Below are 22,282 nucleotides of genomic sequence, written 5' to 3' on the forward strand. Positions count from 1 at the left end.
TATCCTGAATATATCCCATTATTTGCTAGTGCCAGTGAGCTGCCGCCAGAAAGAGTGGCCGTTTTGTGGTGCAGTTGCCGCAAAAAACTCACAGACTGTCGCACCAACATCTGACATTGTTTCTCGGCTTCCCAAGCGAATGGCCTTTTGCGGCGATTGCGCCATTCCCGCATGATAGACCAGCAGCGGCACCTGTTCCCGGGTGTGTTTACTATGGCCGATTGTCGGGTCGTTGCCGTGATCTGCCATCACGACCAGGCAATCACCTGGCAACATAGCTGCAGTTATTCTGCCTAGCATGTTATCGACCAATTGCAGACATTCTGCATAGCGCGCAACATCCTGCCCATGGCCCGCCAGGTCAGTTTCCTGAATATTAGTGCAGATGAAGGCACTACCTGCACGTTGCACTTCTTCCAATGTAATATCCAGAATGGTTTGTGAATCAACCAATTGCTGGTAGTTTCGCCCTGCTGAGTTGGCAACAATATCAGCGACTTTACCCACCAGCACTGTGGGAATATTCACTTTTTCAAGCTGATGAGGTACCTGAACATCGGCGTCAACGCCATAACCGAGGTGAATAACCTGAAAACCATTATCGTAAACACCTGATTTTGGGCTGTTAATACCAATATAATGTTGTTGCTTAACTTCAGCTGCGCTGATGATTGCGTGGCTATTCATCAGCCCCCCCCCATAGGCAATGACGCGGTTAACTGCCACACAACCCCGCACTATCCGACCTATCTTTTCGACCTGCTCAAAATTAATAGCATCTAAATTAGCACAAATATTAAATACTTGGCCTAAATCTGCTTCAAGATTATCGCCAATTGCGACGCAGTTATTGACCCATAGAAATTGCAAATTGCTGCTATCATCAGGTGCACTGCGCTCTTCAACTTGATAACCCTGCTGGCGTAATGCATCAGCCACACGCGTTTTTACACTGGAGAATGGCATGCTTAAAGGTGAGCGGGGTAGGGTGCCCATGATCTCCTGGTGGCCCATAAAGGTGTCTCCACCCTCATGTTGCAACAGCGCGACACCAAAACTGGCCTCGGGGTTATCTTGCATCACGCTGCCGTGAAAATCTGGCGAACCAATATGTAGCGCATTGATTAGCCCTATTTTTTCCAAATTGGGTAAACGCAATTCGGGGTAGGTCTGCAAAATATGGGCACAGGTATTCGCCTCTATATCCTGTGGACGAACTTCAGCGACATCGGGCATGGCCCCTACGCCAAAGCTGTCAATGACCAGCACGATAAACTTACTCATAACCCCTCCTGCCCGGTGGCGTGGGAATAGTATTCCCCTGGCTATCATAAATCCCGAGTAATGTGGGCTGACCAGACTGGATCCCGCCGACCAGAACCACGTCACTGCGGGTGACGAAAATCTGTGTACGAAAGCACATCACCACTGGGCTGCCGACGGCGAATGGCCCGGTAAGACCTATTGTATAATCGATACTGGCATTGTCTGGATTCAGTACCTTACTGACATGCCATTGTTGGTCATATACCAGGGCATTATTCAAATGACCGCGCCGATAGTAACCGCCACCATAGCAATGACTTTTACCTTGATGGCAATGGGAAATCTCTGTCAGATACAGCATGGCAATATGTTCGGGCTGGTTACCCTGTTGGTTAGAGGGCATAGTTCCGGTCAATGAGTGGCCCGGTTCGGCGTGTGTGACACCCCATTTAGCCAGTTGCGGCAAGCTTTCAATGCTAGTTGCTGAAGGGCCGTTGACCTGTTCTACCTGGATGCCGTGCTGCTCAAGAATACTTTTTGCTTCAATCAGGGTATTAAGATTCGGGCTGGGCAATGTCTTGCCTTTTTCACTATCAAAAAGCATGCAAGGGAAATGGGTAACACCCACCAAACGGATACCAGAAATTGTCTTTATTTCTTTGATAACATTGGGTAATTCATCCAGTGAGAACCCTGCCTCTTGCCCTGGGTAAATCAGGTCATCGTGATGGCAAACTTTTAATAACAGCGCTTGCTCTTTATTCTGACGGACTGCGGCAGCAGCAATTTCTCGTGCTTTGGCGACACTGTAAACGGTAATGACTTCGGGTTGATGAGACACCACTTCATCTACCATCCCGCTGGGGATTTGGACTAAATGGCCGATGTGGGCCACTGGCAAATTATGTTGATAGAGTTGGCGCGCCTCTTTGAAATCCACCGCGACGATACCTTGATAGCCACATTCCAGCAGGAGCTTACACAGCAGGGGATTTCGGCCAAATTGTTTGCTCATCAGATAAAGAGTGATGCCATGGCGTGTTGCTGTTTCCAGCAGTAAATGCGCATTTTGTTTGACCTGATCAACATCAATAACATAACTGTCAGGTTTTATAACTCCTTGTTTCCAAAATGAAATCGCCGCTTCTATGAGCGCTGGGTTTTGTTTTTGTAATGCTTTTAGTAGCATATTTGATCCCTAAATATACTCGTCATAATTCAAGCTGCATGTGCGTTGACCGCTTTCATGTAATTCGAATTATTGAGAGTAAAATGATATTTTAATTGTTCATTTTTTTGAATATTTAATCTATGTCTAAATTATTAGCTCTCAATCTGTTGGGCCAGATGCAAGCCATATAAGTTTGCTAATAAATATCCCAATTCGTGATCGGGTACTTCAAAGACAAACAGTGAGAGTAGATCGTTATTAATATCTCTGATATTGGCAAAAATTGCTGTGGTTTCGATCTCTTTTAATATTTCATCGTCGATAGCCGGAATAACCTGTCCCTGACTCGCTCGCATCAGCGCATTGGCCATGTGAGTAATCAGCATTTCTCCTTGGGGATGACGAATTGATAATTGCCAGTGTTGTTCCAAACGAGTGAGAACATTGAGCATGCCACAGTAGACCGCAGAATCAATAACCTGCGCGTCATATAAAATTTTCAATCTTGTTTCCATTGTTTCCATTGTTTCATTATCTTCATTTTTATGAATATTTATATCATAGTAATTAATTGTCTGGCGGCAAATGCTCAACTTACTATTTGATATATTGATCACAATATAAACACTCTGACGGAATTGGCTGCTTTAAGGGGGTATTTATACCCTGTTTTCTACTGGCCCAATGTGAGGATCAGACCAATGACAAAGAAAAAGGCCGCTGAGTTTAGACTGGGCGGCCTTTTTAGTACGACATTATTTATTGCGAATAAGGTTTATTTCACCTTATGGTCAACCGCATGTGCATGTTCTACATCTTCACTTTTCCGGCTAAAGCGGCGGCGAACCACCACGAAGAATACCGGAACAAAGAAGATAGCCAGTACTGTCGCGGTTATCATACCGCCCATTACACCGGTACCGACCGCATTCTGTGCACCAGAACCTGCACCGCTACTGATAACCAGCGGCATAACCCCAAGAATAAAGGCCAGTGAGGTCATCAAGATTGGACGCAGACGCATACGCACTGCTTCTAAGGTTGATTCCACCAAACCTTTGCCTTCTTTATCCATCAAGTCCTTAGCGAACTCAACAATCAAGATGGCGTTCTTGGCCGATAGCCCAATGGTGGTCAATAAGCCCACCTGGAAGTAAACGTCATTTTCCAGCCCACGCAGAGAGGCGGCAATTAACGCACCGACCACACCCAGTGGTACCACCAACATCACAGAGAATGGAATTGACCAGCTTTCATACAACGCCGCCAGACACAAGAAGACCACAATCAGTGAGATGGCATACAGCGCTGGCGCTTGGTTACCTGACAAACGTTCCTGATAGGACATGCCCGTCCAGTCATAACCCACGCCGCTTGGTAATTTAGCGGCCAATTCTTGCATCAGGTCCATAGCTTCACCGGTACTTTTACCCGGAGCGGCCTGACCCAGAATTTCCATGGATGGTAAGCCGTTATAACGTTCCAGTCGTGGTGAGCCGTATTCCCATTTGGCAGTGGAGAAGGTGGCAAATGACACCATCTGACCTGCATTATTACGGACATACCACTTATCAATATCACTCGGTAACATACGGAATGGCGCATCCGCCTGCACATAAACTTTCTTCACACGACCGCGGTCGATAAAGTCGTTTACATAGCTGCCGCCCATGGCGGTACCCAAGGTAGTATTGATATCAGAAATTGCCACGCCCAGCGCTTGTGCTTTTTCCTGATCTACTTCGACTTTGAACTGAGGCGTATCTTCCAGCCCGTTTGGCCGCATACCCACCAGCATATCCGGGTGTTGTGCCGCCATACCAAGCAGTTGGTTACGGGCTTCCGTTAACTTCTGATGCCCCACGTTACCTTGGTCAATTAACTGGAAGTCGAAGCCGGTAGCGGTACCCAATTCCACAATCGCCGGCAAGTTAAAGGCGAAGACCAAACCGTCTTTAATTTGCGAGAAAGCAGCAGAAGCACGACTCACAATGGCCGGAACTTTGTTTTGCTCGCCAGGGCGTTCATCCCAATTTTTCAAACTCACGAATGCTAGACCGGTATTCTGACCTTGACCGCTGAAACCGAAGCCGTTAACCGTAAATACAGAGTTAACCACGTCTTTTTCTTTGTCGAGATAATAGTCAGTAACCTGATTCAGCACTTTCTGAGTTCGTTCTTGGGTCGCACCCGCAGGCATTTGTACCATGGTCAGGAACACGCCCTGATCTTCTTCCGGTAAGAATGAAGAGGGTAAGCGCAGGAACAACACGCCCATACCAATCACAATAGCCAGATAGATAACCAAATAACGGCCGGTGCTGCGCAGGATATTGGCAACACTGTCGGTATAGTGGTGGGTACTGCTCTCAAACATGCGGTTAAACCAACCAAAGAAGCCGGTTTTCGGGCCATGTTCGCCTTTAGCGATAGGTTTCAACATGGTGGCGCACAGTGCTGGGGTCAGAATTAATGCTACCAGAACCGAGAGCACCATGGCCGAAACGATGGTAATAGAGAACTGACGATAAATCGCCCCGGTTGCGCCGCCGAAGAAGGCCATCGGAACAAATACGGCAGAAAGCACCAACGCGATCCCCACCAATGCACCCTGGATTTGCTCCATGGATTTCTTAGTGGCTTCTTTCGGCGGTAGCCCTTCCTCTTGCATCACACGTTCGACGTTCTCGACGACGACGATGGCATCATCCACCAATAGCCCTATCGCCAACACCATCCCGAACATCGTAAGAGTGTTTATCGAATAGCCAAAGGCGGAAAGAATGGCGAACGTCCCCAGCAATACGACCGGTACCGCAATGGTTGGAATCAACGTTGCGCGGAAGTTTTGCAAGAACAGATACATCACCAAGAACACCAGGATGATAGCTTCGACCAGCGTCTTAACCACTTCGTTAATGGAGATTTTAACGAACGGTGTGGTGTCGTACGGGTAAACCACTTTCAGCCCTGCGGGGAAGAACGGCTGTAATTTTGCCAGTTCAGCTTTTACCGCAGCAGAGGTGTTCAGGGCGTTAGCCCCTGTCGCCAGCTTAATACCGATACCTGCCGCTGGCTTACCATTATAACGAGCAATAATGTTATAGCTTTCAGCACCCAATTGAACGATAGCCACATCTTTCAGGCGAACCTGTGAGCCATCAGTATTGACTTTCAGCATGATCTGGCTGAATTCTTCCGCATTGGTCAGACGGGTCTGAGCAATAATAGAGGAGTTCAGTTCTTGACCCGGCACTGGTGGCGTACCACCTAATTGCCCTGCGGCAACCTGGTTATTCTGTACTTTGATCGCGTTGATAACATCAACCGGCGTCAAACCGTAGTTATTCAGTTTATGCGGGTCCATCCAGATACGCATCGCGTATTGGGAACCGAATAACTGAACATCACCTACCCCCGTGGTACGGCTGATCGGGTCTTTAACGTTAGAACCGACATAGTCAGCAATATCTTCTTGCAGCATGGTGCCGTCTTCTGAAATAAAGCCGGCAACCATCAGGAAGCTACTACTGGACTTTTCAACGCTCACACCTTGCTGCTGCACTTCTTGCGGCAGTAATGGCATGGCTAATTGCAGTTTGTTCTGGACCTGAACCTGCGCGATATCGGGATCAGTGCCGGAGTTAAAGGTCAACGTCAACTGAACGTTACCGGAGGAGTCACTGCTGGAAGACATGTACAACAGGTTATCGATACCGTTCATGTTCTGTTCGATAACCTGCGTAACTGTATTCTGCACAGTCGTCGCATCGGCGCCAGGATAGTTGGCGGAGATTGTAATTGCCGGCGGCGCAATGGTCGGATATTGCGCAACAGGTAATTTCATTATCGCAAGGGTACCGGCTAACATGATTATGATAGCGATAACCCAAGCGAAAATAGGGCGATCTATAAAGAACTTAGCCATGAATTACCGGCTCCTTTTAAGACTTCTTCTCTGTATCAGCCGGGGCTGCTTTTTGCGCCGGGTCAGTAACTTCCTGCACTCTTACCTGCACACCCGGTCTGATTTTTTGCAAGCCGGAAACAATAAGACGATCGCCTGCTTTCAATCCGTCAGTCACCAACCATTTATTACCAATGGCTTGATTAGCAACCAGTGTACGCAATTCAACTTTGTCATCAGCTCCAACGACCATCGCCGTTGCTTCGCCGCGAGGGTTACGTGTTACACCTTGTTGAGGCACTAATAGTGCATCAGGGCGGACACCTTCATCCAGACGGGCACGGACAAACATCCCTGGTAACAGCGTTTCATTCGGGTTAGGGAAGATAGCGCGGATAGTGATAGAACCGGTGGTTTCATCCACAGTCACACCAGAGAATTCCAACGTACCGGTTTCTGCATATTCAGCGCCGTTTTCCAGTAACAAGCGAACTTTAGCTTTACCGTTTTCTTGTTTGAGCGTGCCATCAGCCAGCTCTTTTTTCAGACGCAGGAACTCATCACTTGACTGAGTAACATCAACGTACATCGGGTCAAGTTGTTGGACTGTTGTCAACGCGGTTGCCTGGCCACTGGTCACCAATGCACCTTCAGTCACTGAAGATTTACCGGTACGACCACTGATTGGCGAGGTCACATGAGTATAAGCCAGGTTAATACGGGCACTTTCTACCGCTGCTTTTGCTGCCAGAACGGAAGCATTGGCTTGCATAGAGTTAGACACCGCTTGGTCATACTCTTGCTTACTGATGTAGTTGGTGCCGAGCAATGGTTTGTAACGATTAACGGTCAGACGAGCGATTTCAGCGGCAGCTTGTGCTTTAGCCAAGTCACCTTTTGCGCTGTCATAAGCGGCCTGATAAGTTGCTGGATCAATTTGATAAAGTGATGTTCCGGCGGTGACATCACTGCCTTCAACATAGTTACGTTTAAGAATAATACCGCTAACTTGCGGGCGAACTTCTGCAACACGGAATGCGGACGTACGGCCAGGCAATTCAGTTGTGATATTCAGTGGCGCTGCTTTCAATGTCACAATGCCGACTTCAGGTGCCTGTTGAGCATGGGCTTGCACCGCATCTTTATCATTACATCCTATAAGTACTAAGCTGCCTGAAAGTACCAGAATTGCAGCCAGAGGCATTACCCCTCTGTTTTTGCTCATAGATAAACCTCAAGTGTCCGATTTTTAATTTCATTCAATGGATCACAAGCTTTAAAACCCATTGCTGCGTAAATTATATGTGCGTGCTATGGTACATACATTCGTGAATGTATGTAAATCGCACCCCCTCGAAAAAACAACGCTATGGCACGAAAAACCAAACAGCAAGCCGAAGAGACCCGGCAACACATTCTAGATGCCGCAGTGCGGGAATTTTCTGCGCACGGTGTTTCCGGTACTTCACTTACTGATATTGCTGTCGCCGCAGGTGTCACCCGAGGCGCAATTTACTGGCACTTCAAGAATAAGGTAGACCTGTTTAACGAAGTCTGGGAGTTATCAGAGTCTAAAGTTGATCTGCTCGAATTAGAGTATCAGGCAAAATATCCTGATAATCCACTCCGTATTCTGCGTGAAATACTCATTTATGTGCTTGTTTCTACGCGAGAGGATTGTCGGCGACGCGCATTGATGGAAATTGTGTTCCATAAATGCGAATTTGTCGGAGAGATGACCTCTTTCCACGATGCACGTAAAGTCCTTGATTTAGCTAGTTATGAGCGAATTGAGTCGGTTTTGCAAGGCTGTATTGATGCTAATCAGCTGCCCGTCAATCTTGATACCCGCCGTGCTGCGATTATCATGAGAGCCTATATTACAGGTTTGATGGAAAACTGGCTTTTTATGCCAGAAAGTTTTGATATAAAACAAGAGGCACCGGTATTAATTGATGCTTATCTGGAGATGTTAAGCCATGGGGTTTCATTGCTAAAAAAGATATAGGACTAACTGGAGATGTTTATATGAGCGATAAAACGAGTTCACTGGTTGTTATTGCCAATGGTGCTGCATATGGCCAGGAGTCGCTATTTAACGCGCTGCGTTTATCTATTGCATTGAAAGAACAGCAGACAAACCTCGATTTGCGCCTATTTTTAATGTCTGATGCCGTTATTGCCGGTCTTAATGGGCAGCAGCCCCGAGAGGGTTATAACTTACAACAGATGTTGGAAATCCTTACGGCACAAAATGTCCCGGTTAAACTATGTAAAACCTGTGCGGATGCCCGTGGTATTAGTGAATTAGTCTTGGTTGATGGTGTAGAGATTGGGACTTTGGTTGAACTGGCTCAATGGACACTGGCGGCCGAGAAAGTTCTGACGTTTTGAGCAGTAAAAGAAAAATGCCTATTGAATGCTCTAATAAACCATTATTTCGGGCTGTTACATTTGATTCCGTCGTAAGTGCGTAACTGCCCGCATTATTACAGCTATTCACGCTCTGAAAGACTTTTCTTATTATGACTCGAGACTGAACGTGATAGGATTTCAGCCTCTCTGTTGAAATGAAGTTCAAATATGAGCAGCAGATTTCACAATCCATATTTTTTACCATTTTCTTTGTCGGTTTCTTTGCCAACAGGCGCGTTTTTACTACGTCTGCGGACAATGATTATCTTGCTTATAATTGCATTGCTATTTTCGCCGTCACTTTTCGCTGCTGGAATGAATATAGATGTGCCGACGCGCAATGAAGTGCTGAGCCAACTGGATGCATTATCAAAGCAAAAAATACTGTCGCCAGCTGAAAAGTTATCGCAACAGGATCTGACAAAAACGCTGGAATACCTTGATACTATTGAGCGTACCAAGCAGGAAGCCAGTCAACTTAGACAACAATTAGCACAGGCCCCGGCGAAACTACGGCAAGCGACTGACGGACTGGATGCGCTTAAAAATAATTCAGCGGATACTCTGACTCTAGAGTCCCTGGCAAACTATTCATTGCGCCAGTTGGAATCACGTCTAAATGAAACACTGGATGATTTACAATCTGCCCAAGAAGACCTCTCAGCTTATAACAGCCAGCTAATTTCCCTGCAAACTCAGCCAGAACGCGTGCAAAGTGCGATGTATAACGCATCGATGCGTTTAATGCAGATTCGCAATCAACTCAATGGATTGGCTCCGAAGCAAGAAGTTTTGCGGCCGACCCAACAACAAGCGCTATTGACTGAGCAAGTCATGCTAAACGCGCAGCTAGATTTGCAGCGTAAAAATCTGGAAGCTAATACGACGTTACAAGATTTGCTGCAAAAACAACGAGATTACACGACTGCGCACATTAACCAACTGGAGCGTAATGTCCAAATACTGCAAGAGGTAGTAAGCGGAAAACGGTTAATTATTTCAGAGAAAACAGCCAAAGAAGCGCAAGTCCCCGATGATGCTACTGATATTCAAAATGACCCATTAGTCAGCCGTGAATTGGCGATTAATAAAGAGTTGAGCCAGCAGTTGATTAATGCCACTAAAGAAGGCAACACACTGGTACAACAGAATATCAGAGTTAAAAACTGGCTGGATCGTGCTCTGCAATCTGAACGCAATTTAAAGGAACAAATTACCGTTTTACGCGGCAGTTTGCTGCTTTCTCGTATTCTCTACCAGCAGCAGCTCAATTTGCCGACGTCCGGTTTGATTACCAATATGGGGCCGCGTATTGCCGATTTGCGCCTCGAACAATTTGAAATTAATCAGCAGCGTGACCAGCTATTTCAAGGGGATGACTATATTCAAGCCCTAATGACTGACAGTAAAGAGAAAGTCAGCCCTGATGTAGAAGACGCGTTGGGGCAGATAGTCGATATCCGACGTGAACTACTGGACCAGTTAAATAAACAACTGGGTAACCAACTGACACTGGCGATTAATCTGCAAATTAATCAGCAGCAATTATTGAGTGTCAATGAGTCACTGCAACACACGCTGACACAGCAAATATTTTGGGTCAGCAGCAATAAACCCATGGATTGGTCTTGGCTGAAAGCATTGCCGAGTGCATTAAAAACTGAACTGAGCAGTTTTAACTTTACCCTATCATGGGATGACGTATTAGCCGGTTTAACTAAGTCGTTGGTATTCCTGATACCCATGCTGATTGTGGTGGGTGTAATCCGCTCACGCTACAACATGATTAATAAATATTTAGATAGATTGGCCTCTGACGTCGGGCAATTAAAGCATGATAGCCAAATGCACACACCTAAAGCCATTTTACTCACTTTGCTGAAAGTGCTGCCCGGTGCTTTGGTTATTTTGGGGGTAGGCTATTGGTGTTTACGTTCAGACTTCAATCTCAGCGATTTATTCTGGATCTTCTCCCAACGCTTGGCCCTGTTCTGGCTGGTGTTTGACCTGACATATCGTATGCTCTCACCAGGTGGTATCACTGAGCGGCACTTTATGATAGCGGCTGACCGATGTGCGCATTATCGGCGTCAAATGGTGCGTTTGGGCGTTGCATTGCTGCCCGTTATCTTCTGGTCTGCTCTGGGAGAAAAAAGCCCACTTCGATTGGTAGATGATGTTCTCGGGCAAGTTGTTATTGTCATTGCATTGGCACTATTGGCCTTGTTCGTCTATCCATTCTGCCGTGATAGCTGGCGTGAGAAAGATTCCCATGCGGTACGACTAGTGATAGTGACGGCAATAGCGGGAACACCGATCATATTGATTGGGCTAATGATTGCCGGATATTTCTACACCACACTGCAACTGGCTGGCCGCTGGATTGATAGTCTCTATTTATTATTTTTGTGGAATATCGTTTATCTGACAGCCATTCGTGGATTAGGGGTTGCAGCGCGGCGTTTGGCTTACCGGCGTGCCATCGCCCGGCGACAAAATCTGGTGAAAGAGGGCGCAGAGGGAGGGGAGCCGGTAGAAGAACCCCCATTGGCATTAGAACAAATTAACCAGCAATCATTACGTTTGACGACTATGGTCTTGTTCCTGATTTTTGCCACCTGTTTCTATGCAATCTGGGCTGATTTGATAACAGTTATCTCCTATCTGGACAGTATCTCTTTGTGGCATTACACCACCACCGTGGCGGGGGCGAGTGTCGTGCAGTCTGTCACCTTGGGGAATATGTTAGTGGCTTTGATGGCATTGGTGGTGGCTTATATTCTGACGCGCAACCTGCCAGGTTTGCTTGAAGTGGTGATTTTATCGCGGTTACAACTGCGTCAGGGGACTTCTTACGCCATTACCACCATTTTGACTTATCTGATCACCGCCATTGGTGGGATAACGGCGCTTAGCTCACTTGGGGTTTCGTGGGATAAACTACAGTGGTTGGTTGCGGCTCTATCGGTTGGTTTGGGGTTCGGCTTACAAGAGATTTTTGCCAACTTTGTATCGGGTTTGATCATTTTGTTCGAACGGCCTGTGCGTATCGGCGATACCATTACTATCGGTACTTTCTCGGGTAATGTTAACAAAATACGCATCCGTGCCACGACGATCACTGATTTTGACCGTAAAGAAGTCATTATTCCGAATAAGGCCTTTGTAACCGAGCGGCTGATCAACTGGTCTCTATCCGATACCGTTACCCGAATTATTATTAAAGTCGGGGTTGCGTACGGCTCTGATTTAGCAAAAGTAAAAGAAATATTGCTAAAAGCAGCCCATGAAAATCCTCGGGTCATGACGGACCCTGAACCTCATGTGTTCTTCCTTAATTTTGGTGCTAGCACTCTTGATCATGAGTTGCGTGTGTATGTACGTGAATTACGGGACCGTAGTTATACAGTGGATGAATTGAATAGCACGATTGATAAGTTATGTCGTGAGAATAATATTAATATTGCATTCAATCAGTTAGATGTGTATTTACACAAGCCCGACGGCACTGAAATTCAGGAAGTAAGTCGACCGTTTGATGCCCAAGGTTTACCTTCCGTACCATCTGAAAAGTCTGCGATGGGGGATACCAAACCTGATTTGCCGGATATCAATAAGCCACTTGCTTAAGGTTATCTCACGGGGTGAGATTGATAAACTCAATAACTCACCTTGCAATGATTCACAGCAAGGCGATATGTGCTCGTATCGCCTTGGCTGCACATCAAAACAAGCTGGTTAATCAGGCACTTTATTATGCAGCTTGCGCTGATAATCAAGTTGCACGATAGCCAATGCTGCCAATGCCGTTTCCGGCGCTATCTCATTGCATTCCAGCAAGTAGATAAGATCTACTGCCAGTTGCAGTTCTGGTGATGCTTTTTCAACTGACATAATCTGGCCAATATTTGATTTTCAGTGAGTTAGAAAAGTCGGGTGAGGATACCTTGCTGCCGGTATTCACCTGACTTGATTTCAATCCATCTACCTAATAGATTTTAAGCAGTACAACGGCGGCAAGTGAAAGAACCCGATAAGCTCATATAAGCAAGGGACTTGGGAGATTGAGTCCAGTCAGCACACCTGCAACTTGATAGTCGGTAGATATAAAACATTATAGAAAAGTATTCGCTATCGAAACCCTAATGATTCAAAAAATGTGATAAATATTCAAAAACCGTTCTCTTTCTTCTCAATACTGCGCTCTATTTTTATCAGCGCCTGCCGGCAACGCATTAAACGTCCCTCTAGTGCGGCAAGTTCTTTCTGTATTTTTTGCTGCTCAGTTAATAAATTTTGCTTACCCAGTTGGTTCTCTCTGTCCTGAATCATGGACAGTATTCGCCGCTCATAATCTTGATGTTCAGCCAGCTTATGGTAAGGATCTAGCTTATTATACTTGGGCTCAGGATTGGATTTTCTTAGCTTCTGTGTCGCTAACTCTCTTTGTAAGGCTGAGATTTGTGCAACCAATTTCTCAGCCAAGAAAGCGACCTGCTGCGTGCGATTGTCTGCAACGACCTGTTTCAGCTGGGCCATGTTTTTATGCACTTCCAGTAAATAATCGCGAAAACGGTTACCATGATTACCAAATAAATTCAGGTCAAAACGCGCTTGCTGAGACGGAGTATTGGCTTGTGGGCCAACTTGTGCCGACAATGCCTCTATTTGGCTTTCAAGCACCTGCAATAGCTTTTCTGTACTCATGGCGCTTCTCCCGAAGATCTTTCCGCCAGCTTGCCTTTGAATGCCAGTGGTTACAAGCAAGGTGATGGTTAAAACGGTATTTTGAACGAATAATGCTAAGAATACCTATTGATGCTAATGAGAGCATGCGTTAATGATAAAGGCACATTAATGAATGTATAATAAAGGGCGTTTATGTCTCGTTGGTTGTTGATAACTTTAGGTTGGCTCGCCGTGGTTTTGGCCACCTTAGGTATCGTGCTTCCTCTTTTACCCACTACGCCGTTTTTGCTACTGGCTGCATGGTGTTTTGCGCGTTCCTCTCCCCGTTTTCATCATTGGCTGCTCCATCGTTCATGGTTTGGTGGTTATATACGCACCTGGCAACAACATCGAGCTTTGCCTCCCGGCGTTAAATGGAAAGCAATATTGGTCACCATCCTTACTTTTGCCGTTTCACTTTGGCTGGTGAACATTTGGTGGGTCAGAAGCTTATTGTTGGTGATATTAACGCTATTATTGATATTTATGTTGCGGATGCCAGTTATTGACCTATCGCAACAAAAAAGGCACTGAGTCGTTCACATCAGTTGCATTTTTATGCCAGTTTGCATAGATTTGAGCGTTTTCGTGCGCGGGATCTTCCCTCGCTGCGCCCTTAGCGTTAAGGGGGCAGGCATTTACTCTGTCGACGTGCGGCGAGTAGATAAAATGAGTTACTCAATTGATGCCATTTTAACATCGATTGACCGCGCTTTAGTATGTACAGCAGTTTTACCAGGCACAAATTATGACCGCTACTGCACCTAATACAGCACAACAGCTTGAATATATTAAAAACAGTATCAAAACTATCCCCGATTATCCAAAAACGGGAATACTGTTCCGTGATGTGACCAGCTTGCTGGAAGATCCATTAGCCTACGCCGCCAGCATTGAGCTGCTGACTGAACGCTTTCTGGATAAGGGCGTGACTAAAGTCGTGGGTACTGAAGCCCGTGGTTTTTTGTTTGGTGCGCCAGTAGCTTTGTCTCTTGGGGTTGGTTTTGTGCCAGTTCGTAAGCCCGGCAAATTACCACGTGCAACCATCAGCGAAAGCTATGAGTTAGAATACGGTACTGACAAGCTTGAAATTCATACTGACAGCATTCAACCGGGCGACAAAGTCCTGGTTATTGATGATTTACTGGCTACTGGCGGGACGATTGAAGCGACGGCTAAGCTCATTCGTCGACTGGGTGGTGAAGTGACTGATGCTGCGTTTGTGATTAATTTACACGATCTGGGTGGTGAAAATCGCCTGAATGACCAAGGCATTACTTGCTACAGTCTGGTTGAATTCGACGGCCATTGATTGTACTGAAAATATCAGCCTCGCTGTCAATAGTGAGGCTGTGTTAGCATGACCCTCTATATTATTCAACTTCTCCGGTATTAATGAGCTATCAGGTCCTTGCCCGTAAGTGGCGCCCCAAAACGTTTGCAGACGTCGTTGGTCAGGAACATGTCCTGACGGCGTTGGCTAATGGCCTTTCATTAGGGCGAATTCATCACGCCTATTTGTTCTCTGGCACCCGCGGGGTAGGTAAGACTTCTATAGCCCGGCTGTTGGCCAAAGGGCTTAATTGCGAAACGGGTATTACTGCTACCCCTTGTGGCACCTGTGCGAACTGCCAGGAAATCGAGCAAGGCCGTTTTGTTGACTTGATCGAAATTGATGCAGCCTCTCGGACTAAAGTCGAAGATACCCGAGAACTGCTGGATAATGTTCAATATGCGCCAGCCCGTGGCCGCTTCAAGGTCTATTTGATCGACGAAGTTCATATGCTGTCACGGCACAGTTTCAATGCATTACTGAAGACTCTCGAAGAGCCGCCAGCCCATGTGAAATTCCTGCTGGCGACGACAGATCCACAGAAGCTGCCCGTCACCATACTGTCTCGTTGTTTGCAGTTTCACCTTAAGGTCATTGATGTTGAGGTGATTCGTGTCCAGCTCGAAAAAATACTGTTAGCCGAGCAAATCAGTAGTGATGCTCGCGCATTGCAATTACTAGCACGAGCCGCTGATGGCAGTATGCGAGATGCACTCAGTTTGGCCGATCAAGCTATTGCGATGGGAGATGGTCATGTCACGACCGCTACCGTCAGCCAAATGCTGGGAACATTGGATGATGAACAGCCATTGGCCATTATTGAAGCGCTGGTGACTGCGGATGGCGCGCGAGTGATGGCTCAGTTGGAGCAAGCGGCGTCACGGGGTGTTGACTGGGAAAACCTATTAGTCGAAACCTTGAGTTTACTGCACCGCATTGCGATGGTGCAGTTATTGCCATCCATGCTGGATAATCACTACGCCACCATTGAACCTCGACTACGCGAGTTGGCGCGAACACTGCCGCCGACTGATATTCAGCTGTACTACCAGACATTGCTGGTGGGGCGAAAAGAGTTGGCATATGCCCCGGATCGCCGCATGGGGGTTGAAATGACCCTATTGCGCGCATTGGCGTTTCACCCTAAAGCGATAATTGCCGAGCCGCAGATTACCGAGCGGCAAATGGTGCCAGTCAGTGCTCCTGCGGCCCAGGCCGATAATACGCAGCCGCGCCCTATAGAAGCGCCGAACTATGCTCAACAGGTGCCGCAGCATGAGGCTCCGCCATTAGGTGCCGTTGTACCGGTCAATACCGTGCTCCCAGATTCCACGGCGCAATTACTTCAAGCGCGCACGCAGTTATTGCGGCAATCGGGGACGACCACACCAAAAAAGAATGAGCCGGCGGCGCCAGGAAAAGCGCGGCCGGCAAACTCAGCATTGGAGCGCTTAGCTTCGGTGACTGAGCGTAGCCAGCAGCGCCTGGCGGCTAAATCTACGGAAGAAAAAAAGCCAGCGAAGAAAGAAGCTTATCGTTGGACGGCGCAGAATCAACCGGAGGTATCGGCTGAGCCTGTTGCTACACCAAAAGCATTGCGCTCTGCGTTGGAGCATGAAAAAACGCCCGAACTTTCTGCTAAATTGGCTCAAGAGGCGATGGCGCGAGATCCATGGGCAGCAGAGATAGGTAAGCTACAAATGCCTAAATTAGTGCAGCAACTTGCGCTGAATGCATTTAAAGAAGAAATAGAACCGGGTAATATTTGCCTTCACTTGCGTTCTGCCCAGCGCCATTTGAACTCGCCTTCGGCGCAAAAGGCACTGGCAGAGGCATTGAGCGAATTACACGGGAATGCTGTCACACTTAGCGTTATCGAAGATGATAATCTGGCGCAGCGTACTCCGTTGGAATGGCGGCAGGCCATATATGAAGAAAAGCTGGCACAAGCACGCCAGTCAATTATTGCGGATAATAATATTCAGACACTGCGTCGTTTCTTCGACGCCGAACTGGATGAAGACAGTATCCGACCGGTTTAACCGCTGCGATAAGTGCATGGTGCACTGACGCGGCCCCTTGCTATGAGAGATGACTATGTTTGGTAAAGGCGGTATTGGCAATTTAATGAAGCAAGCCCAGCAGATGCAGGAAAAAATGCAGCAGATGCAGGAAGAAGTCGCCAAATTGGAAGTGACCGGTGAATCTGGCGCGGGCTTGGTAAAAGTAACCATCAATGGGGCGCATAACTGCCGCCGGGTTGAAATCGACCCAAGCTTGTTGGTTGAAGAAGATAAAGAAATGCTGGAAGATTTGATTGCTGCTGCATTGAACGACGCTGCTCGCCGTATCGATGAAACGCAAAAAGAGAAAATGGCTTCTGTATCCAGTGGTATGCAATTACCACCAGGCTTTAAGATGCCGTTCTGATGCAAACCAGTCCACTCCTTGAGTCATTAATGGAGGCGTTGCGCTGCTTGCCGGGTGTAGGCCCGAAATCAGCGCAGCGGATGGCATTCCAATTGCTACAACGTGACCGTAGTGGCGGAATGCGTCTGGCGCAGTCTTTGACTCGGGCAATGTCCGAAATCGGCCACTGTGCTGATTGCCGTACATTTACCGAGCAAGACCATTGCACGATATGTTCTAACCCACGACGGCAGCAAAATGGCCAAATCTGTGTGGTCGAAAGCCCGGCAGATATCCATGCTATCGAGCAAACCGGCCAGTTTGGTGGGCGTTATTTTGTGCTGATGGGGCATTTATCCCCCATGGATGGTATTGGCCCCGGTGATATTGGGTTAGATTTGCTGGAAAAACGGCTTGAAACTGAAACTATCACCGAAGTCATTTTGGCGACTAACCCGACAGTTGAAGGGGATGCTACCGCCAACTATATCGGCCAAATGTGCGGCCAATATGGGGTATTAGCCAGCCGTATTGCGCATGGCGTGCCGGTGGGGGGCGAGTTGGAAATGGTTGATGGCACCACCTTATCCCACTCGTTAGCCGGGCGAAATCCGATTAAGTTTTAATTTCATTGAGTCACGATCCCCTTAAATCTGGTGGGCGATTGTTTTGTTATTGATTATCATATGAATAATCTCATTCGTGATGTTCAGTAAATCGCCCCCGATTCTCTGTTTTTTCAGTATGTAGACTTGAAAGCCCCCGCGATTGACCCCATCTGATCCTCATTGTTCGGTTTTATCTATACCCATCGTCTTTCAAATTGCAGGTGTGTTGGCTGCACTCGTTCACCCGAATGACTGACTGGAATCAGCTCATCGGGCTTACGGGTTTGTCGCCGTCCTGTATTTTTGAGATCTATAGGGTAAATCTGTCGGTAATTTGGATTGAGGTAATTAATGAGTATGAAAGGTCAAGAAACCCGTGGATTTCAGTCAGAAGTTAAACAGCTTCTCCATTTGATGATTCACTCGCTTTATTCCAATAAAGAAATTTTCTTGCGCGAGCTTATCTCCAACGCCTCTGATGCGGCAGATAAACTCCGTTTCCGCGCGCTATCTCAGCCAGAGTTATTTGAAGGTGATGGTGAGTTGCGTGTGCGTTTATCTTTTGATAAAGAAAAGCGTACTTTGACCCTAAGTGATAACGGCATTGGCATGAGCCGTGAAGAAGTCATTGATAATCTTGGTACTATCGCGAAGTCAGGGACTAAAGCATTCCTTGAATCTATTGGTTCAGATCAAGCTAAAGATAGTCAATTAATCGGCCAGTTTGGTGTGGGCTTCTATTCTGCTTTCATCGTGGCAGATAAAGTGACTGTTCGTACCCGCGCAGCTGGCGCACCAGTAGATGCTGGCGTGTTCTGGGAATCAGCAGGTGAGGGCGATTACACCATCGCGGATATCACCAAAGAAGATCGCGGTACAGAAATCACATTGCACCTGCGCGAAGGTGAAGATGAATATCTTGATGACTGGCGTTTGCGCTCTGTTATCAGCAAATATTCAGACCATATTGCACTGCCAGTCGAAATCCAAAGTAAAAATGAAGAAGATGGCACGGTAACCTGGGAGAAAATTAACAAAGCCCAGGCATTGTGGACGCGCGGTAAAGCGGAAATAACTGACGACGAATACAACGCATTCTACAAGCATATTGCCCATGACTTCACTGACCCACTGATTTGGAGTCATAACCGCGTAGAAGGTAAGCAAGAGTACACCAGCCTGCTGTACATCCCGGCGCAAGCGCCTTGGGATATGTGGAATCGTGACCACAAACACGGCTTGAAACTGTACGTCCAGCGCGTGTTTATCATGGATGACGCAGAGCAGTTTATGCCAAATTATCTGCGGTTTGTCCGTGGCCTGATTGATTCCAATGACCTGCCGCTGAACGTTTCGCGTGAGATCTTGCAAGACAACCGCGTGACTCAGAACCTGCGCAGCGCGCTGACCAAACGTGTGCTGCAAATGTTGGAAAAACTGGCTAAAGATGATGCTGAGAAATATCAGCAGTTCTGGCAACAGTTCGGTATGGCACTAAAAGAGGGGCCAGCTGAAGATAGTAGCAACAAAGAGATTATTGCCAAGTTGCTGCGCTTTGCTTCAACCCATACAGACAGCTCCGCGCAGACTGTGTCATTAGAAGATTATGTCAGCCGTATGGCCGAAGGGCAGGAGAAGATTTATTACATCACGGCTGATAGCTATGCTGCGGCTAAGAGCAGCCCACATCTGGAACTGTTCCGTAAAAAAGGTATTGAAGTCTTACTGTTATCCGATCGCATTGACGAGTGGATGATGAGTTACCTGACTGAGTTCGATGGTAAAGTCTTCCAGTCAGTCAGTAAAGCGGATGATTCACTGAACAAACTGGCTGATGAAGAGCGCCCAGAGCAGCAAGAAGCAGATAAAGCGCTGGAGCCTTTTGTTGAGCGTGTGAAAACCCTGCTGGGTGAGCGAGTTAAAGATGTCCGCCTAACACACCGCCTAACGGATACACCGGCGATTGTCACCACGGATGCGGATGAAATGAGCACGCAGATGGCGAAATTGTTCGCAGCTGCTGGCCAACAAGCACCGGAAGTGAAATACATCTTTGAATTGAACCCAGAGCACGGTTTAGTCAAACGCGCCGCTGATGTTGCGGATGACACTCAATTTGCTGAATGGGTTGAGTTATTACTGGATCAAGCGCTCTTGGCTGAACGAGGGACCTTAGAGGATCCTAACCAGTTCATTCGCCGTATGAACCAGCTACTAACTGCTTAATTTAGTATTAGAACGCCTCGAGCAGATAATGTGCTCGGGGCGTTTTTTTTATTTAATTTCAAACTATTATAGTTATATTTCGCTAGGCTTTTCCTGATCCAATCCCACGGCTTCGGCTCGCGCGCCTTGAGCCAACCCCCCTGAAAATGGTAAGGTTGCTTGTTTTCCGCATTTTCGATTTATTTAAGTAAAAACACATAGAAAAACTACATAGCAAGGGGATTTACGCAATGCGTATCATTCTGCTGGGCGCTCCGGGCGCTGGTAAGGGTACTCAGGCTCAATTCATCATGGAGAAATACGGTATTCCGCAAATCTCTACTGGTGATATGTTGCGCGCCGCTGTAAAAGCAGGTTCTGAGTTAGGTCTGAAAGCGAAAGAAATTATGGATGCCGGCAAGCTGGTCACTGATGAGCTGGTCATTGCATTGGTTAAAGAGCGCATTACACAGGACGATTGCCGTGACGGTTTCCTGCTAGATGGGTTCCCACGTACTATTCCTCAAGCTGATGCCATGAAAGAAGCCGGTATCAAGGTTGATTATGTGCTGGAATTTGACGTTCCGGACGATCTGATTGTTGATCGCATTGTCGGGCGTCGGGTACATGCTGCTTCAGGTCGTGTTTACCACATTAAATTCAACCCGCCTAAAGTTGAAGATAAAGATGATGTAACCGGCGAAGAACTGACCATCCGTAAAGATGATCAAGAAGCCACTGTTCGTAAACGTTTGATCGAATATCATCAGCAAACTGCACCATTGGTGTCTTACTATCGTAAAGAAGCTGATGCAGGTAATACGCAATATTTTAAACTGGACGGAACCCGCAAAGTAGCAGAAGTCAGTGCAGAACTGGCGACTATTCTCGGTTAATTCTGAATGGTAAGATAGCTAAGGCGGCCTAGGGTCGCCTTTATTATTTTACATGACCGGCTCCAAATAACGTTGTCAGATATTTTTCTGTTCGAATAAACGGCGTAAAACACAAAAGGACTCCTGCATGATGGAAAGTAAGCTTGGCGTACTGATGGTTAATCTGGGAACACCGGATGCCCCTACACCACAAGCGGTCAAACGTTATCTGGCCGAGTTCCTGAGTGACCGCCGGGTGGTAGATACATCGCGATTACTTTGGTGGCCATTGTTGCGCGGTATTATCTTGCCCATTCGATCACCGCGTGTGGCCAAATTATATCAATCTGTCTGGATGGATGAAGGCTCGCCTTTATTGGTCTATAGCCGTCGGCAGCAAAAAGCATTAGCGGCGCGTATGCCTGATGTCCCTGTTGAATTAGGTATGAGCTATGGTTCGCCAAATCTACCGGATGCCATTGATAAATTACTCGCGCAAGGTGTCACTAAGCTGGTGGTATTACCGCTTTATCCACAATATTCTTGTTCGACAAGTGCGGCAGTATGGGATGCAGTGGCGCGAATTTTGAAAGGCTATCGCCGTTTACCATCGGTTTCTTTTATCCGGGATTATGCCGAGCATCCCGCTTATATCTCCGCTTTGAAACAAAGTGTTGAGCACGCTTTTGTTCAACATGGTAAACCAGACAGGTTAGTGCTGTCTTTTCATGGGATTCCTAAACGCTATGCACAATTAGGGGATGACTATCCGCAACGTTGTGAAGATACCAGCCGTGCATTACGGGCTGAGCTAGAATTACCTGCGGAGCAAATTATGATGACTTATCAGTCTCGATTTGGCCGCGAGCCTTGGCTCACGCCTTATACTGACGAGACATTAAAAAGCCTACCTTCCCAAGGTATTAAGCATATTCAGCTCATTTGCCCCGGTTTTTCTGCAGACTGTCTGGAAACTCTGGAAGAGATTAAAGAGCAGAACCGAGAAATTTTCTTACATGCTGGTGGTGAGAAGTTTGAATATATTCCCGCGCTGAACGATGATGAAAAGCATATTGATCTGTTAGAGCAGTTGGTAAAACAAGAGATGGGTTAACTACCTTGGCATTCATGATTTTTTATGCATTGATTAGCACATCATCACCTGTTTTCCCCCAACCCTTTTGCTTGTAATGCCTGTTTAGATGTATAAGAATTAAGTATTTATAAAAAAGGCATGTCAGCATATTATGTAACCGTTTGTTATTATTGTTTTTTAAGTTTAACGGCATAATGAGTTTGAGAATAGTGCATTGGTAGCTGTAAGCCAAGGGCGGTAGCGTGTCCTGATTTTAGACTAACTATTTA

At 46.8% G+C, this 22,282-nt stretch carries 18 protein-coding genes and 1 other annotated feature; of the genes, 11 read left to right on the top strand and 7 right to left on the bottom strand.

The features are described from left to right. Positions 1-18: 18 nt before the first annotated feature. From OVO64_RS07615 to acrA, 5 genes are all read right to left on the bottom strand, one after another. Complete coding sequence (locus OVO64_RS07615; protein WP_145540622.1) at positions 19-1,284, bottom strand: phosphopentomutase; 1,266 nt, start codon at positions 1,282-1,284, stop codon at positions 19-21. Further along, complete coding sequence (locus tag OVO64_RS07620) at positions 1,277-2,455, bottom strand: YhfX family PLP-dependent enzyme (protein ID WP_050291372.1); 1,179 nt, start codon at positions 2,453-2,455, stop codon at positions 1,277-1,279. The genes OVO64_RS07615 and OVO64_RS07620 overlap by 8 nt, the downstream gene beginning before the upstream one ends. 134 nt (positions 2,456-2,589) lie before the next feature. Further along, positions 2,590-2,952: a PRD domain-containing protein gene (locus tag OVO64_RS07625; protein WP_050291418.1), complete on the bottom strand. Its 363-nt coding sequence runs from the start codon at positions 2,950-2,952 to the stop codon at positions 2,590-2,592. 260 nt (positions 2,953-3,212) lie between these two features. Next, positions 3,213-6,365, bottom strand: coding sequence for an efflux RND transporter permease AcrB (gene acrB, locus OVO64_RS07630; RefSeq protein WP_038631559.1), 3,153 nt, complete (start codon positions 6,363-6,365; stop codon positions 3,213-3,215). 16 nt (positions 6,366-6,381) lie between these two features. Beyond that, positions 6,382-7,569 (bottom strand): efflux RND transporter adaptor subunit AcrA, encoded by a 1,188-nt coding sequence (gene acrA, locus OVO64_RS07635; protein ID WP_038631561.1) that lies wholly within the window; start codon positions 7,567-7,569, stop codon positions 6,382-6,384. Positions 7,570-7,713: 144 nt separating this feature from the next. On the opposite strand from acrA, the gene acrR reads away from it, so the two are divergent. The 3 genes from acrR to mscK all read left to right on the top strand — a co-directional run bounded on the left by acrR (position 7,714) and on the right by mscK (position 12,389). Then, positions 7,714-8,352: a multidrug efflux transporter transcriptional repressor AcrR gene (gene acrR, locus OVO64_RS07640; RefSeq protein ID WP_267248695.1), complete on the top strand. Its 639-nt coding sequence runs from the start codon at positions 7,714-7,716 to the stop codon at positions 8,350-8,352. Between the two features lie 20 nt (positions 8,353-8,372). Next, positions 8,373-8,738 carry a DsrE/DsrF/TusD sulfur relay family protein gene (locus tag OVO64_RS07645; RefSeq protein WP_038631566.1) on the top strand — a complete coding sequence of 122 codons (366 nt, stop codon included), beginning with the start codon at positions 8,373-8,375 and terminating at the stop codon, positions 8,736-8,738. A gap of 189 nt (positions 8,739-8,927) precedes the next feature. Continuing rightward, positions 8,928-12,389 (top strand): mechanosensitive channel MscK, encoded by a 3,462-nt coding sequence (gene mscK, locus OVO64_RS07650; RefSeq protein WP_038631568.1) that lies wholly within the window; start codon positions 8,928-8,930, stop codon positions 12,387-12,389. Positions 12,390-12,497: 108 nt separating this feature from the next. Here mscK and rsmS read toward each other — a convergent pair whose 3' ends face one another. Together rsmS and priC are read right to left on the bottom strand one after the other, a co-directional pair. Further along, positions 12,498-12,653: a pleiotropic regulatory protein RsmS gene (gene rsmS / locus OVO64_RS07655; RefSeq protein ID WP_038631570.1), complete on the bottom strand. Its 156-nt coding sequence runs from the start codon at positions 12,651-12,653 to the stop codon at positions 12,498-12,500. Between the two features lie 276 nt (positions 12,654-12,929). Next, complete coding sequence (priC, locus tag OVO64_RS07660) at positions 12,930-13,466, bottom strand: primosomal replication protein PriC (RefSeq protein WP_004392623.1); 537 nt, start codon at positions 13,464-13,466, stop codon at positions 12,930-12,932. Between the two features lie 174 nt (positions 13,467-13,640). Here priC and OVO64_RS07665 point away from each other — a divergent pair, with 174 nt between their 5' ends. From OVO64_RS07665 to hemH, 8 genes are all read left to right on the top strand, one after another. Further along, positions 13,641-14,021, top strand: coding sequence for a DUF454 family protein (locus tag OVO64_RS07665; RefSeq protein ID WP_267248696.1), 381 nt, complete (start codon positions 13,641-13,643; stop codon positions 14,019-14,021). Between the two features lie 214 nt (positions 14,022-14,235). Then, the gene (gene apt, locus OVO64_RS07670; RefSeq protein ID WP_145586517.1) at positions 14,236-14,799 is read left to right on the top strand and encodes an adenine phosphoribosyltransferase; all 564 of its coding nucleotides are present in this window, start codon (positions 14,236-14,238) and stop codon (positions 14,797-14,799) included. 83 nt (positions 14,800-14,882) lie between these two features. Next, positions 14,883-16,862 (top strand): DNA polymerase III subunit gamma/tau, encoded by a 1,980-nt coding sequence (dnaX, locus tag OVO64_RS07675; protein WP_038631579.1) that lies wholly within the window; start codon positions 14,883-14,885, stop codon positions 16,860-16,862. Continuing rightward, positions 16,193-16,256, top strand: a sequence feature (DnaX frameshifting element). Its footprint overlaps the gene before it by 64 nt. Positions 16,863-16,917: 55 nt before the next feature. Then, positions 16,918-17,250 carry a YbaB/EbfC family nucleoid-associated protein gene (locus tag OVO64_RS07680; protein ID WP_019081276.1) on the top strand — a complete coding sequence of 111 codons (333 nt, stop codon included), beginning with the start codon at positions 16,918-16,920 and terminating at the stop codon, positions 17,248-17,250. Continuing rightward, entirely contained in the window at positions 17,250-17,855 is a 606-nt protein-coding gene (gene recR / locus OVO64_RS07685; protein ID WP_004390671.1) for a recombination mediator RecR, read from the top strand. The genes OVO64_RS07680 and recR overlap by 1 nt, the downstream gene beginning before the upstream one ends. A 339-nt stretch (positions 17,856-18,194) precedes the next feature. Next, positions 18,195-20,063 (top strand): molecular chaperone HtpG, encoded by a 1,869-nt coding sequence (htpG, locus tag OVO64_RS07690; protein ID WP_267248713.1) that lies wholly within the window; start codon positions 18,195-18,197, stop codon positions 20,061-20,063. Positions 20,064-20,293: 230 nt separating this feature from the next. Further along, entirely contained in the window at positions 20,294-20,938 is a 645-nt protein-coding gene (adk, locus tag OVO64_RS07695; protein WP_038631585.1) for an adenylate kinase, read from the top strand. 127 nt (positions 20,939-21,065) lie between these two features. Next, on the top strand, positions 21,066-22,031 hold the full coding sequence (hemH, locus tag OVO64_RS07700; protein WP_038631587.1) for a ferrochelatase: 966 nt from the start codon (positions 21,066-21,068) through the stop codon (positions 22,029-22,031). Positions 22,032-22,282: the final 251 nt, after the last annotated feature.

Source organism: Yersinia sp. Marseille-Q5920, assembly GCF_946902935.1.
Lineage (GTDB): Bacteria > Pseudomonadota > Gammaproteobacteria > Enterobacterales > Enterobacteriaceae > Yersinia > Yersinia rochesterensis.

Bases quoted from the DNA above. Each gene is read 5' to 3' on its own strand.
- OVO64_RS07615 (WP_145540622.1), bottom strand. From the start codon at position 1,284: ATGAGTAAGTTTATCGTGCTGGTCATTGACAGCTTTGGCGTAGGGGCC.
- OVO64_RS07620 (WP_050291372.1), bottom strand. From the start codon at position 2,455: ATGCTACTAAAAGCATTACAAAAACAAAACCCAGCGCTCATAGAAGCG.
- OVO64_RS07625 (WP_050291418.1), bottom strand. From the start codon at position 2,952: ATGGAAACAAGATTGAAAATTTTATATGACGCGCAGGTTATTGATTCT.
- acrB (WP_038631559.1), bottom strand. From the start codon at position 6,365: ATGGCTAAGTTCTTTATAGATCGCCCTATTTTCGCTTGGGTTATCGCT.
- acrA (WP_038631561.1), bottom strand. From the start codon at position 7,569: ATGAGCAAAAACAGAGGGGTAATGCCTCTGGCTGCAATTCTGGTACTT.
- acrR (WP_267248695.1), top strand. From the start codon at position 7,714: ATGGCACGAAAAACCAAACAGCAAGCCGAAGAGACCCGGCAACACATT.
- OVO64_RS07645 (WP_038631566.1), top strand. From the start codon at position 8,373: ATGAGCGATAAAACGAGTTCACTGGTTGTTATTGCCAATGGTGCTGCA.
- mscK (WP_038631568.1), top strand. From the start codon at position 8,928: ATGAGCAGCAGATTTCACAATCCATATTTTTTACCATTTTCTTTGTCG.
- rsmS (WP_038631570.1), bottom strand. From the start codon at position 12,653: ATGTCAGTTGAAAAAGCATCACCAGAACTGCAACTGGCAGTAGATCTT.
- priC (WP_004392623.1), bottom strand. From the start codon at position 13,466: ATGAGTACAGAAAAGCTATTGCAGGTGCTTGAAAGCCAAATAGAGGCA.
- OVO64_RS07665 (WP_267248696.1), top strand. From the start codon at position 13,641: ATGTCTCGTTGGTTGTTGATAACTTTAGGTTGGCTCGCCGTGGTTTTG.
- apt (WP_145586517.1), top strand. From the start codon at position 14,236: ATGACCGCTACTGCACCTAATACAGCACAACAGCTTGAATATATTAAA.
- dnaX (WP_038631579.1), top strand. From the start codon at position 14,883: ATGAGCTATCAGGTCCTTGCCCGTAAGTGGCGCCCCAAAACGTTTGCA.
- OVO64_RS07680 (WP_019081276.1), top strand. From the start codon at position 16,918: ATGTTTGGTAAAGGCGGTATTGGCAATTTAATGAAGCAAGCCCAGCAG.
- recR (WP_004390671.1), top strand. From the start codon at position 17,250: ATGCAAACCAGTCCACTCCTTGAGTCATTAATGGAGGCGTTGCGCTGC.
- htpG (WP_267248713.1), top strand. From the start codon at position 18,195: ATGAAAGGTCAAGAAACCCGTGGATTTCAGTCAGAAGTTAAACAGCTT.
- adk (WP_038631585.1), top strand. From the start codon at position 20,294: ATGCGTATCATTCTGCTGGGCGCTCCGGGCGCTGGTAAGGGTACTCAG.
- hemH (WP_038631587.1), top strand. From the start codon at position 21,066: ATGATGGAAAGTAAGCTTGGCGTACTGATGGTTAATCTGGGAACACCG.